This is a genomic window from Chromohalobacter nigrandesensis (assembly GCF_023061285.1).
Classification (GTDB): domain Bacteria; phylum Pseudomonadota; class Gammaproteobacteria; order Pseudomonadales; family Halomonadaceae; genus Chromohalobacter; species Chromohalobacter nigrandesensis.
Window position 1 is genome coordinate 161,598 of record NZ_JAKGAM010000004.1, and the last position, 13,451, is coordinate 175,048.

Sequence of the window (13,451 nt, forward strand, 5' to 3'; positions counted from 1 at the left end):
ATTGCGTGGAAAAAACGGATATTGCCTCCTGTCCTGGGTTGTCTCGTTCCCTGTGGTCCATTATCTTTCCTTTTGGTGTGCATTATATGAAACAAATGACGCCTTATAGATGCACGATATAAGCACTCTCAACAACACCGTTTTCAATAAACGAGTATCGCGATGAATCGAACAACATCTTCCAAAGGGGCAAGTGAGCTGACGCGGGTACTTGCGCGCAAGGATGTACTCGCGTTGGCGTTCGGCGCCATGGTCGGATGGGGCTGGATCGTCATGACCGGCAACTGGATCCAGTCAGCAGGGAGTCTAGGGGCCATTCTGGCCTTTGTCATCGGCGGCATTGCCATCGTATTGGTGGGATTGACCTATGCCGAGCTGGCCTCAGCCATGCCTCAGGTCGGTGGCGAGCACGTATACAGTTATCACGCTCTGGGGCATTTCGCCTCGTTTCTTTGCACCTGGACCATCGTGCTGGGTTACATGAGCGTGGTGTCCTTCGAGGCCGTGGCGTTGCCGACGGTATTCGAGAATTTGTTTCCCGGTTATGCCGTCGGTGACCTTTGGACGATTGCCGGCTGGGACGTCAAGGCTACCTGGGTGGCAGTCGGCGTCGTCGGCTCGCTGGTCATGATGGCGATCAACTACATCGGTATTCGCACGGCGGCACTGGTGCAGAAGCTGGTCACCGTGCTGATTCTGGTGGTGGGCGTGATGTTCATCACGGGGGCACTCTTCACTGGTGAGACCGCCCACATGGAACCGCTGTTCAACGTCGAGAACGGGCTTGTGGGCGGTATCATGACGGTCATGATCATGGTGCCTTTCATGTTCGTGGGCTTCGATGTCATCCCGCAGACGGCCGAGGAAATCAATCTGCCATTTCGTGATATCGGCAAGGTCCTGATGATCTCGGTCATCCTGGCGGTGTTCTGGTATGCGCTGATCATTCTGGGCACGTCGCTGATGCTCGACCCCCAAGCCTTGAGTGCCTCTCATCTGGCGGTACCGGATGCCATGCAGGCCGTGTTCGCGGCTTCCTGGGCCGGCAAACTGATGGTGCTGGCGGGCATCGCGGGCATTATCACTAGCTGGAACGCCTTCTACATCGGTGGTTCGCGTGCCATCTATGCGCTGGCCCATGCGGGCATGCTGCCGGCGTTTCTGGGCAAGCTTCACCCTCGTTACAAGACCCCCAGCAACGCGATCATCATGATCGGCGCGGTATCCTGCCTGGCGCCATTCTTCGGGCGTCCGATGCTGGTCTGGTTGGTCGACGCCGGTGGGCTGGGCATCGTCATCGCGTATTTGTTCGTGGCGCTGTCGTTTGTGGTGATGCGTTACAAGAACGCCGATATGCCGCGTCCTTTCAAGGTGCCTTATGGCAAATTAGTCGGCATCATTGCAGTGGCGTTGTCGCTGGGGATGGTGAGTCTCTACCTGCCAGGTAGCCCGTCCGCACTGTTGCCGATCGAGTGGCTCGTCTTCGGGGCCTGGATGCTGCTCGGACTGGTAATGTACCTGTGGGCGCGCAAGCGCTATGGCGTGGCGTACAGTGACCGCATGATGGCCCGTGAGCTTTCCGGTGACAGTGCCGTCAAGGATATCGACTGAAGGTGGCGGTAGGGGCTCTCGACATGCCCCGCGTGAAGGAAGTAGCAGAAGTGCCCGGCCTCGAGCCGGGCACTTTCATTCATGAGGCATCACGCGTTCTCGCCGCGCGTGCATACGGAGAGCACCACGGCGTCCGATTCGCTGACGGACACCAGGGCGTGGCCCATGTCGCTATCGAAGTAGATGCTGTCGCCGTGGGTCAGGCGTAGCGGCTCGTAGAACTCGGTATACAGCAGGATGTCGCCGTCGAGCACCATCAGGAATTCTTCTCCGTCATGACGCACCCACTCCTGGAATTCATCGAAGCTGCGGGCACGGACGATGGTCTTGAAGGGAATCATCCGCTTCTGTGCGAGCTGCCACGATAACAACTCGTGCTCATAAGTCGGTGTGGGGTGTTGCTTGCCCTCGCCGACGCGCGTCAGATCGCGGCGCCCGAGAGTGTGCGATTGCGGTTTGGGCGGCGTCAGCAGTTGCGGCAGATCGATCCCGAGGCCGCCGATGAGTTTCTGCACGGCGCTGAAGGTGGGCGAGATCTGATCGTTCTCTATCTTGGACAGCGTCGAACGCGCCAAGCCGGTCCGTTGGCTGACGTCTTCCAGGGTCCAGTGGTTGGACAGGCGAATTTCCTTGAGGCGATCACCCAGACGTAGCGGCTCGACGAACGCTTTGCGTCCGGAGGCGATGCGCAGGGCGGCGTCGCTATCGGTTTGGGTAGCCATGGAGTCCACGATAGGAAATAAAGTTTCCGTTAGGATACCACAGCTCGCTGGGCGCGGGGCTAGCCGGGCGTCGTTAAGGGGGCGCTCATGGGTCGCCGAGAGGCAAGCCCAGCAGCGCCTTGAGATGTGCCTCGACACTGGTGCCCAGGGCATCCAGGTGGTAGCCCCCTTCGAGTACCGAAACCAGGCGTCCTTCGGCGTATATGCGCGCGATGTCCAGGGCGAGTTGCGTCACCCAGAAATAGTCGGGCTCAAGGAGTTCAAGCTCCGCCATGGGGTCGTCGCGATGAGCATCGAACCCCGCCGAGAGCACGATCAACTGCGGTTTGAAGGCTTGTAGCGCGGGGAGCCACTGTGCTTCCACGTCGCGTCGGAATGCGGTGCCATCGTTGCCGGCCGCCAAGGGCGTGTTGACGATGTTGGCCCATGTGCCGTCCTGATAGCGCCAAGGGTAGAAAGGCGATTGGAAGCTCGAGCAGACCAGGACGCCGGGGTCGTCCTTGAAGATATCGATCGTGCCGTTGCCCTGGTGGACGTCGAAATCCAGCACGGCGATGCGTTCGACGCCATAACGCTGGCGGGCGTGAGCCACCCCGATGGCGACGTTGTTATAAAAGCAAAAACCCATTGCCGAGCAGCGTTCGGCATGGTGCCCGGGCGGACGCACCGCGCAGAAGACGTTGTCTGCCTGATGGCGAAAGACTTGGTCGACGCCACGTACGACCGCGCCGGCGGCGACGCCCGCAGCGGCTAGTGTGTCCGGGTTCATGTGGGTCTCGCCGTCGAGTTCGCTCAAGCCTTCCCGCGGGGTGTGAGCCGCGAGCATCTCCAGATACTGCGGACAATGGGCAAGCGCGAGCGTCTGCGCATTTACCGGCCGTGCCTCGGATTGCATGGTATGCGTCAACACACCGCTCAACGCCAGGCGTGCGCGTATGGCTTCCAGGCGCTTGGGGCTCTCGGGATGGCTCGGCCCCATGAAATGCTGCATGCAATCGGGATGGGTAATATACGCAGTGATCATGGGAACTCCATCCAGAGGATGTCTATCGGCTGAGACGATGGGGGCATGCTGTCTGCGGGAACCTTAAGGCCTGATAGGATGTAAAAACAGTGCCCATAGGTCGAACGATGCCATGCCATCGCGGCCGTGACGAGAGGCCTGCATCACGCTCTGTCTGAAAAATGTCCACGCTCGCCGACTCTTCAGGCAGACTCACGTTTAGGCCGCCCGCGTCCGATGCTGAGCGGCAAGGTCTGATCAAGCGGGAGAGATTGCTGTGGGAACGCGTTTTCTGCGTCACTTCTTCGAGCCACATAGCGTGGCAGTAATCGGCGCTTCGGAAAAGCCGCATTCGATGGGCGGCATGGTGCTTGGCAATCTCCTCGAGGCGGGATTTGCAGGCACGCTTTGGGCGGTGAATCCACGCGGCTATGATGCGGTGTACGGTGTGGCTTGTGTAAAGCGAATTGCGGATTTGCCTGCCGTGCCGGACCTGGCGATTCTCTGCAATCCGGTGGAAGGCGTGCCGCGAAGTATCGAAGCGCTGGGCAAGCTGGGCGCGCGCGCGGCTTTGGTGCTTTCCGGGGGCTCCTATCTCGACGACCGTACGCAGGATGGTGGCTCGTTGCGTGAGCGTATGCTCAAGGCGGCGCTGCGCTCGGGCATTCGTGTGCTAGGCCCGGAATGCTTGGGGATCGTAGTGCCTGGCAGCAAGCTCAATGCCACTTATGCCAGCCAGCCGATCAAGGCAGGGCGCGTCGCCTACCTGGGGCAGTCGGGAATGCTCGGTAACGCCATGATCGATTGGGCGGCGGGGCGCGGCATCGGTTTTTCGCATCTGGTGACATTGGGCGACAGCGTCGATGTAATGCTGTCCGACCTCATGGACTACATCAACCAGTACTCGCCGACACGCGCCTTGTTGTTGCATCTGGAGCGGGTTCACGACGCCCAGCATTTCATGACCGCGTTGCGCGATGCCTCGCGCCACCGGCTGGTGCTGGCGATCAAGAGCGGACGCTCGGTGCAGTCGACATTGACGCATGAACCGCAGACGCCGGGACTCGACAATCGCGACGTGGTGTTCGATGCGGCACTGGCGCGCGCGGGGGTCGTGCGCGTGGATGATTCCGATGAGTTGTTCGATGCACTGGAGACACTGACGCGGATGCGGCCGCTGCGCGGTGATCGTTTAGCGATCGTGGCGAATGGTCTGGGACCGGCGCTGTTGGCGATCGACAAGTTAGTGATCGCTGGCGGTAAGCTGGCGGAATTGACCGATGTTACTCGTGATGCGCTGGTGCAAGGGGAATTCGATGTCAGTCTGCCAGGGCGCAATCCCGTCGATTTGGGCGGTAACGCCTCGCCCGAACGGTTCGTCGATGCGCTGGAAATCGTGGCGGCCGATGCCAACGTGGATGCCGTACTGGTAGTGCACGCACCGACTCGTCTGGCGCCTTCCAAGGCCACGGCCCAGGCGTTGATCGCCAATCGTAAACGCTTCAAGCGCAACCTGCTGACCAGTTGGATGGGGCTCGAGGAGGCGCTCAAGGCACGCCATGAGTGCAACCTGGCAGGCATTCCCACCTATATCTCTCCGGAAAAAGCGGTCAAGGCCTTCATGCACATGGTCGATTATCAGCGTGTGCAGACGCTCTTGCAGGAAACGCCGCCGAGCCTACCTTTTACGACGCAGCCCGAGATCCGCGACCGCTGCCATCGCTTGATCGCCTCGGCCAAGCAGCGTGAGCGCGATCGGCTGACGCATCAGGAAACCGCCCAGGTCCTGGCCGCCTATGGCATCCCCTCGGCCCCGAGCCAGTATGTCTTCGGCCCCGAGGAAGCACGCCAAGCGGCACGCGGAGTCGACGGCCCCATGGCACTGAAAATCGTGCATGCACATAACTGCGTGCCGTTTCGCTACCGCAAGCACCCGCATAAGCTTTCTGCGGGCTTGCTGCAAGACCTCGAGACGCCCGAACAGGTGGCCGATGGCGTACGGCGTCTGGGTGATACGGTCCGCGAAAAATTTCCCGAAAGCCCGATTTTCAGCTATTGCCTGCAACGCATGCAGCGCGGCAAGGCGTCGATGCAGCTCTGTGCGGGAATCACGCGTGATCCGGTGTTCGGGCCGGTCATTGTCTTCGGCATCGGCGGTTACAAGATCAATGTGCTGGCGGATCGTCAGGTTGCCTTGCCACCCCTGAACATGACCCTGGCCAATGAACTGGTATCGCGTACTCATGCGTATCGGCTGATTCGTGAGCATGCCTCCGATCCTGAACAGGACGTCGAGCGCCTCTGCGAGTTGCTGGTCAAGCTCTCGCAGATGGCCTCGGATTTGCCTGAACTGCAGGGATTGGAGCTCAATCCATTATTGCTCAACCGCGATGGCGTCATGGCGGTGGATTTTGCCATGGACCTGGGGCAGCCCGCGCGCCATGCGATCATGCCGTATCCCGAAGAATTGCGTGAATGGCGAGCATTGGGCAATGGCATGGATGTCGAAGTGCGCCCGATCCGAGGAGAGGACGCGCCGCTGATCACGCTATTTCATGAGCGGCTTTCCGAGGAAAGCATTCGCTTTCGTTATTTTCACCACAAGGCGGATCTGACGCAGCGCGATCTGGCCGTGCTGGCGCAGATCAATTACGACCGCCAGATGGCGTTCATCGCCGAGCATGCGATGGCCGATGGCAGCAAGGAAATGCTGGGCGTGGTACGTGTTTGGAACGATCCGGACAACATCCGCACCGAATTCTCCGTGATCATCCGCGATGACCTCCAAGGACATGGCCTTGGTAGCCTGCTGATGGAAAAGATGATCCGTTACTGCAAGGGGGTTGGCATCCTCGAGATGGTCGGCACCGTGATGATCGACAATCAGCCTATGCGTGCGTTGCTGAAGCACTTGGGCTTCAGTTTCCGCTATAACATGGAAGAGCAGGTGGTCGAGGCCTCCTTGCGCCTCAATGAGCCAAGCAGCGATTGGCAACGCCACCGTCTGGAGAGTCCGACGGACTGATGCTCCTTGGTCTATCTCTCGATGTCGCGGCGAAGTCGCTTAAGGTCGGCTTCGTCGCTTGGCGAATTCGGTGATCGAGTATGATCGAGACGCTTGGAGGTCCGTGACGGGTTATTGAACCATGGATCAATCATCAGTTGTTTTCATTTGAAGCAATATCAATAAGTAGGTATGATCCAGCACGAGGCATAACGAAATTTTATCTTAATGATCATCTCTTATCATCTCCATGACCATAACAAGAGCCAGGAGACTGACCCGCCAGATACTCGCAACGTGACAACGTGACATTGCTGAGCGCTCTTGCTTCGCAAGGGCATGGCGACGACTTGACCAAAGCAGGCAAGCCTATGACTGAAACGGACGAAACCAATATCAAGATTCAGGTGCGCGGCCTGAGCAAGGTGTTTGGCTCCCAGCCTAAGAAAGCACTCGAGCTGCGAGACCAAGGGAAAAAGCGCCCCGAGATTCTTGAAAAAACCGGCCAGACCCTTGGCCTTTCAAATATCGACTTCGATGTACGTGAAGGCGAGCTTCTCGTCATCATGGGTCTGTCGGGCTCCGGGAAATCGACGCTGATCCGCTGTCTCAATCGCCTCATCGAGCCCACCGAGGGCGATATCGTGATCGATGGTCAGAACATTCCCAAGCTCAGCGAGAAAGAGCTGTTGGAATGTCGGCGCCGTCACTTCTCGATGGTTTTCCAGAATTTTGCGCTATTTCCGCATAAAACCGTGCAGGAAAATGCTGAATACGGCCTCGAGGTACGCGGCGTCGAGAAAAAATCTCGTATCGAAAGCGCACGCAACTCTCTCAAGCAGGTAGGCCTGGATGGCTGGGAAGATGCCTACCCGAGCCAGCTTTCCGGTGGTATGCAGCAGCGAGTCGGTCTGGCCCGTGCATTGGCCAACGACTCTACCGTGATGTTGATGGATGAGGCGTTTTCGGCACTCGATCCGTTGATCCGCAAGGATATGCAACAAGAGCTGATCGAGCTGCAGCACCGCATGAAGAAAACCACGATCTTCATCACTCACGATCTCGATGAAGCCATCAGCATCGGCGATCGCATCATCCTGCTCAAGGATGGCGAGGTCGTGCAGATGGGCACGCCCGAAGAGATCCTGACGCGGCCCGCTGACGATTACGTGGCGCGCTTCGTCGAGGGCGTGGACATGTCGCGCATCTTCACGGCCAACAGTGCCATGCGATCCGTGCGTGCCACGGCGCGTGAGAGCGACGGCCCGCGCACGGTGTTGCGCAAGATGAGCGACAATGGACTCGACTCCATCTACGTCATCGGTCGTGACCGTACCTTGCTGGGGATCGTGAGTGTCGATGACGTCGATGCGGCTGCCAAGGCTGGCAAGGACACGATCAACGAGTTGATCCAGAGCGACTTCCCGAAGGCCGGTCCGGATGAGCCGATGAACAATCTCTTTGCCATGTTCAACGATAAAAGCTATCCGATTGCCATCGTCGACGACAACCAGCGTCTCTTGGGAGTGGTCGTGAAGGGCGCGGTACTTGAAAAACTGGCTGAAGCGGGAGAGCACTGATGGCGATTGATATTCCACGCATTCCCCTCGGCGACGGCATCGAGGGTGGTCTCGATTTTCTAACATCGCATTATTCCGTGGTGACGCGAGGCATCTCACGTGTCACACAAAGCGGGATCACGGTGCTCAACGATGGGCTGATGTGGCTGCCCGAGTGGGCGCTGATGGCGATCATTGCGCTGATCTGCTGGCGGGTTGCCAGCTTGCGCCTAGGCATCGGGGCGGTATTGGGTCTGGCCTTGATCTGGAACCTTGGCCTTTGGGATCCGATGATCGAGACCTTGACGCTGGTGGTGATCGCCACGGTGGTCGCGGTCGTCATTGCCATGCCTCTCGGGGTGCTCGCAGCCATTTCGGATCGCTTCTATAGTGTCATCATGCCGGTTCTGGATTTCATGCAGACCATGCCGGCCTTCGTTTATCTAATTCCGGCCATCCCGTTTTTCGGTATTGGGTCGGTGTCGGCCATTTTTGCCACGGTGATCTTTTCGATGCCGCCGGCGATACGCTTCACCACGCTGGGTATTCGACAGGTTCCCAAGGACTTGATCGAGGCAGCGGATGCGTTCGGTGCTACGCGTAGTCAGAAGCTGATCAAGATACAGTTTCCGCTATCCTTGCCGACGATCATGGCCGGCATCAATCAGACGATCATGCTGGCGTTGTCGATGGTCGTGATCGCAGCGATGATCGGGGCCGATGGTCTGGGCAGCGAAGTGTGGCGCGCCATTCAGCGTCTGCGCCCCGGCGATGGTTTCGAAGCGGGTATTGCCGTAGTGATCCTCGCCATGTTGCTGGATCGCATCACGCAGGCACTTCGCAAACCGAGTAAGAAAACTAGCTAAGAAGCAAGGCGTGGTAAAACGCCGCTTATTCGAGCATGTGCTCGAAAAAAGGAACGGTCGCTGGCCGTTCCGGTAGGATCTCCCATCAATAAGAGAAGGGGAATAACGATGACACGCACTCCATTGAAGAAAGCCGTTCGCTATGGCGCCATCATGATGGCCGCCGGTGCAGGGCTCAATGCGGGCATCGCGCAAGCGCAGGACAGCAAGGGTGATATCACGCTCGCCTATGTCGAGTGGTCTTCCGAAGTGGCCTCCACCAACGTGGTTCGAGCGGTGCTCGAAGAGCAAGGTTACAATGTGGAGATGTCCTCATTGTCTGCTGCTGCGATGTGGCAAGCTGTAGCGTATGGTGATGCCGATGGCATGGTGGCAGCATGGTTACCTTCCACGCATGAACAGTACCTCGACGAGGTGGGCGACAAGGTCGAAAACCTGGGGCCAAACCTGCAGGGTACCAAGCTGGGGCTTGTCGTTCCTTCTTATACCGATATCTCGTCCATCGATGAACTTGATGACAAGGCCGATATGGTCAATGACGAGATCGTGGGAATCGATCCCGGTGCTGGTCTCATGAACCTGACCGAAAATGTCATCGATGAATACGATCTTGATGATGCTATCAACCTGCAATCAGGTAGCGGCGCCACCATGACCGCTGCGCTGGATAGTGCCATCAAGAACGATGAAGATATCGTGGTCGCTGGTTGGACACCACACTGGATGTTCGCACGCTGGGATCTCAAGTACCTGGACGATCCCAAGAACGTCTACGGTGGCGCCGAGCACATCAATACCGTCGTGCGCCAAGGGCTGAAGGACGATATGCCGGAAGCCTACGCGATTCTCGATAACTTCGAGTGGACGCCGGAGCAGATGGGCGAAGTGATGCTCATGAACCAGGAAGAAGACTCCGATCCGTACGAAAACGCCAAACAGTGGGTTGACGAGAACCCCGATGTCGTCGATGAGTGGGTAAACGGCGACAGCTAATAGGCGCTACTTTCGACATGATTTGTCGAAGAGTGTTGAAAGCAGACGCCCGATCCTTCACGGATCGGGCGTTTTGCATGAAGGGCAGGTCAATGCGCTGAATGAGCCAAGCCGTAAGATCAAGGCGCCAAGCGCGTTTTGCTCCAGGCTGCGTCCTGCTCGTGGTGACGGTAGCGAATGCGGTCATGGAGACGATTGGACTGGCCTTGCCAGAACTCCAGAATAAGCGGCCGAACACGATAGCCACCCCAGTGAGGTGGGCGCTCGACGCTCTGGTCGGCATAGACCTGTTCGAAGCGTTGCTTGCGTTCCTCCAGCCATTCGCGGTCGGGAATTTCCACGCTTTGTTGGGAAATCCACGCGCCTAGCTGGCTGTCCCGAGGACGGCTGGCGAAATACTCATCCGACATGTTGGCCTCGGCTTTTTCCACGCGTCCCTCGATACGCACCTGCCGGTGAAGTGTTGGCCACCAGAATACCAGGGCGGCATGCGGGACATTTGCCAACTCACTGCCTTTGTGGCTTTGGTAGTTGGTGAAGAATACGAAACCTTGGTCATCGAAATGCTTGAGCAATACCACGCGGGCATGCGGGAGCCCTTGGCTATCGACGGTGGCCAACGTCATGGCGTTGGAATCTTGAGGTTCATGCTCTCGGGCGGCCGAGAACCAGGTCTCAAACAAGTCGATGGGCGATGCCGGCGTGTGCGCGTCGGAGAGTGTCTCGCCGGCGTAATCGCGTCGCAGGTCAGCGATATCGTAATTCATGATCTTCCTCTCCTAAGTGTGCTTTCAGCCTTATCGGGTGGCAGCATTCCAGCTCATTCGCGTAAGTGCCAATCGCCATGCGGAAGAGGCGTCACCGTCTCGGACAGCTCGTGCATGACATAACACCAGGCTTCTCCCACGGTGTCTCCAAACGAATGCGGTCGTACCATTCAGGATAGCGCTCCAGGCGGTCGAGATCGTTCTTAGTCTGTCAATTGTTGTCGGCGCCAGCGTGCATAGGCGGCGGCGCTGACGAACAAGATGAGGGCTGCGAGTGTTTCCAACGTCCCCCATACCAGCCGCCCCGGGAGCTGTGCGATCATCAGTCCCTGCAAGATATACAGCAGGCTGACGAACGCCAGCATGACATGTCCACGCGGGCGTCGGGTGATGATAGAGGGCAGGAAGAGTACCAGTGGCAGGAGACGCACGGCGATCGGCATCAGGCCGATCTGACCGCTGGCATGCAACTGCCAGCCGCCGATAAGTTGCAAGATAGCCAGTGCCGCCAAGCCGCCCCAGACGCCTCGACGTGCTTGTGTCGCGACATATGCTAACCCGTGACGTGTCGCCAGTTGATCGAGCTGTTGGCGCATCATGTCGCCTCATGCAACGAGCGCATGGCCAGGGCGAGCCGTCCCAGTCGCTCGCCCTGTGCGTGTGCCAGTGCCGTTTCGTCATCATCCAGGGGGCGGTCCGCCTGTGCCCCGGCAAGATGACTCGTGCCATAGGGCGTGCCGCCGGATTGTGTCGTCAGCAGGCGTGTCTCGCGGTAGGGCACGCCTGCGTAGACCATGCCGTGATGCAGCAGGGGAATCAGCATCGTCAGCAGGGTAGCTTCCTGCCCCCCGTGCAGGCTGGCCGTGGAGGTGAACGCCGTGGCAGGCTTGTCGGCAAGGATGCCGTTCATCCATAGCTCGCTGGTGGTGTCCAGGAAGTATTTGAGAGGCGACGCCATATTGCCGAATCGCGTGGGGCTGCCCAGTGCCAGGCCATGGCAGTGGCGGAGATCGTCCAGGCTCGCGTAGACGGCGCCCTCGGCGGGGATTTCCGGATCGACCGCTTCGCAGGTCGTGGAAACGGGCGGGACGGTACGTAGCCGTGCCGCGATGCCGGAGATGCTTTCCACGCCGGCGGCGAACTGTTCTGCCATTTCGCGTGTGGCGCCGTTTCGTGAATAGAACAGGACGAGTACATAGGGTGTTTCAGAAGCGGGGTGAGTCATGGGAGGCCTCGTGTCGGGGGACATCGATCATTCAATCAAGTCGAGAAGAGCTTCCGGAGGACGGCCGATGCGGGCGTTCGTGCCATCGTCGAGTAGCGGGCGTGCATGAGCCGAGGATAGTCGGCAATGGCCTGCAAGCGCTCCTCGTCGCTGGGTGCCTGGAGCGCCAAGGCTTTCCATTGGGCTTCATTGGTGCGAACCAGGGCCGGCGCGCCACCCTCGAGACGCTGGGCGAGCGTACGCAGCTGAGTGAGGTCTAAAGGGGTATCGAGATAGCGATGCACGTTGACGTCGACATGGCGGGCCTCGAGCAGGGCCAAAGCCTCTCGCGACTTGGAACAGCGCGGGTTGTGGTAAAGTGTAAAAGTCGTCATGCCTTAACTCCGGCAGCTGGGGTCGACGAATCAACTAATTAGCCAAGCATTGTAGAGTGCCACATGCGACGCCCACAACTCCTCGACCGCCGCTGGCCCGTCATCATCCTGCGTAGCCTGCGTGAACTGATACAGCGTTTCGATTCTCATGATGGGCTCAAAACTGCTTCGGCGTTGACCTATACGACCTTGTTCGCCGTGGTCCCGTTCATGACCGTTGTCTATGCGATGCTGTCGGCCATCCCTAGTTTTCAGGGGGTCAGCGAAGAGCTTCAGGGCCTGATTTTCAGCCAATTCGTGCCTGCCACAGGGTCGTCGTTGGTCGAGCATCTGCGTGATTTTTCTCGCCAGGCCCGCAGCCTGACGTTAATCGGTCTGATCTTTCTGCTGGTGACAGCCGTGATGATGATGGTCACCGTCGAAAAAGCGTTCAACACGATCTGGCATGTGTCGCGGAGTCGACGGGGAGTGTCCAGCTTTTTGTTGTATTGGGCGGTGCTGACGCTCGGCCCTTTGCTGCTAGGTTCCGGGTTCTTGCTGTCTTCCTACCTGGCGTCATTGACGTTGGTGCGCGGCGCCGCCGAAGTGCTGGGCGGGCCGGCGACGTTCCTGCGTCTGCTGCCGCTGACGCTGAGCTTCACGGCATTCGTCTTCATCTACATGGCGGTGCCCAATTGCCGCGTGCGCTTTCGGCATGCCGTGGCCGGGGCAGGGCTGGCGGCACTGGCGCTGGAGCTTGCCAAGGGGGCCTTTTCGCTTTATGTCACTTATTTCCCTTCCTACCAAGTGATCTATGGCACTTTTGCCGCTGTGCCCTTGTTTTTGATATGGGTGTTTCTGTCCTGGTCGATCGTGCTGGTGGGGGCTGAGCTCGCGGCCTGGTTGAGTGAGCGCCGACGTGTCGAATGGCGCTACTGGCCACCATTCTGGCAAGCCGTGGGTATAGTATCGCGTCTTCATGAAGCGCATCAGCATGGGCGGTCGCTTGCCGACCGAGAATTGGCGATGTGCCTTGGGCTGCGGTACACGGAAGTGATGACGCCTCTGGAACAGCTCGGGGTGGCCGCTCAGCTCGACAATGATCGCTGGATGCTGGGACGTGATCTGGGTGAGCTGACGCTCTGGGAGTTTCAGCGTGCCATGCCATGGCCGGTGCCGCTGGGTGACAATGCGCCGCTGAGTGAAATGGCGCTCGTGCATGCTGCGCTTCAAGAGGCTGAAGATCACCGCCAGCAGGTATTGATGAAGCCTATTGAAAGCCTATTGCACTCGTCTCGTGAATGACGATAGGGTGATTGAAATATTCAAATCTTATACCGTTATCTAT

12 protein-coding genes are annotated in these 13,451 nt (G+C 58.7%); 6 read left to right on the forward strand and 6 right to left on the reverse strand.

The window, feature by feature from the left end:
• Nucleotides 1-162: 162 nt before the first annotated feature.
• Nucleotides 163-1,611, forward strand: a complete 1,449-nt coding sequence (locus L1073_RS07605; protein WP_246898118.1) for an APC family permease — start codon at nt 163-165, stop codon at nt 1,609-1,611.
• 89 nt (nt 1,612-1,700) lie between these two features.
• Here L1073_RS07605 and L1073_RS07610 read toward each other — a convergent pair whose 3' ends face one another.
• Nucleotides 1,701-2,333 (reverse strand): helix-turn-helix domain-containing protein, encoded by a 633-nt coding sequence (locus L1073_RS07610; protein ID WP_246898120.1) that lies wholly within the window; start codon nt 2,331-2,333, stop codon nt 1,701-1,703.
• An 85-nt stretch (nt 2,334-2,418) separates the two neighbouring features.
• Nucleotides 2,419-3,357 carry a histone deacetylase family protein gene (locus L1073_RS07615; protein WP_246898122.1) on the reverse strand — a complete coding sequence of 313 codons (939 nt, stop codon included), beginning with the start codon at nt 3,355-3,357 and terminating at the stop codon, nt 2,419-2,421.
• Between the two features lie 256 nt (nt 3,358-3,613).
• Here L1073_RS07615 and L1073_RS07620 point away from each other — a divergent pair, with 256 nt between their 5' ends.
• From L1073_RS07620 to L1073_RS07635, 4 genes are all read left to right on the forward strand, one after another.
• Nucleotides 3,614-6,361, forward strand: a complete 2,748-nt coding sequence (locus L1073_RS07620; RefSeq protein WP_246898123.1) for a bifunctional acetate--CoA ligase family protein/GNAT family N-acetyltransferase — start codon at nt 3,614-3,616, stop codon at nt 6,359-6,361.
• 350 nt (nt 6,362-6,711) lie between these two features.
• Nucleotides 6,712-7,920: a quaternary amine ABC transporter ATP-binding protein gene (locus tag L1073_RS07625; protein ID WP_246898125.1), complete on the forward strand. Its 1,209-nt coding sequence runs from the start codon at nt 6,712-6,714 to the stop codon at nt 7,918-7,920.
• On the forward strand, nt 7,920-8,765 hold the full coding sequence (locus L1073_RS07630) for an ABC transporter permease (RefSeq protein WP_246898127.1): 846 nt from the start codon (nt 7,920-7,922) through the stop codon (nt 8,763-8,765). The genes L1073_RS07625 and L1073_RS07630 overlap by 1 nt, the downstream gene beginning before the upstream one ends.
• Before the next feature lie 108 nt (nt 8,766-8,873).
• Nucleotides 8,874-9,758 (forward strand): glycine betaine ABC transporter substrate-binding protein, encoded by an 885-nt coding sequence (locus tag L1073_RS07635; RefSeq protein ID WP_246898128.1) that lies wholly within the window; start codon nt 8,874-8,876, stop codon nt 9,756-9,758.
• A gap of 119 nt (nt 9,759-9,877) precedes the next feature.
• On the opposite strand, the gene pdxH is transcribed toward L1073_RS07635, so the two are convergent.
• From pdxH to L1073_RS07655, 4 genes are all read right to left on the reverse strand, one after another.
• Complete coding sequence (gene pdxH / locus L1073_RS07640; RefSeq protein WP_246898130.1) at nt 9,878-10,525, reverse strand: pyridoxamine 5'-phosphate oxidase; 648 nt, start codon at nt 10,523-10,525, stop codon at nt 9,878-9,880.
• Between the two features lie 203 nt (nt 10,526-10,728).
• The gene (locus L1073_RS07645; RefSeq protein WP_246898131.1) at nt 10,729-11,124 is read right to left on the reverse strand and encodes a DUF2069 domain-containing protein; all 396 of its coding nucleotides are present in this window, start codon (nt 11,122-11,124) and stop codon (nt 10,729-10,731) included.
• A complete protein-coding gene (wrbA, locus tag L1073_RS07650; protein WP_246898132.1) occupies nt 11,121-11,750 on the reverse strand; it encodes an NAD(P)H:quinone oxidoreductase in 630 nt (209 codons plus the stop codon). The genes L1073_RS07645 and wrbA overlap by 4 nt, the downstream gene beginning before the upstream one ends.
• 35 nt (nt 11,751-11,785) lie before the next feature.
• Nucleotides 11,786-12,124: an ArsC/Spx/MgsR family protein gene (locus tag L1073_RS07655; protein ID WP_246898134.1), complete on the reverse strand. Its 339-nt coding sequence runs from the start codon at nt 12,122-12,124 to the stop codon at nt 11,786-11,788.
• 63 nt (nt 12,125-12,187) lie between these two features.
• On the opposite strand from L1073_RS07655, the gene L1073_RS07660 reads away from it, so the two are divergent.
• Nucleotides 12,188-13,408, forward strand: a complete 1,221-nt coding sequence (locus L1073_RS07660) for a YihY family inner membrane protein (protein WP_246898136.1) — start codon at nt 12,188-12,190, stop codon at nt 13,406-13,408.
• Nucleotides 13,409-13,451: the final 43 nt, after the last annotated feature.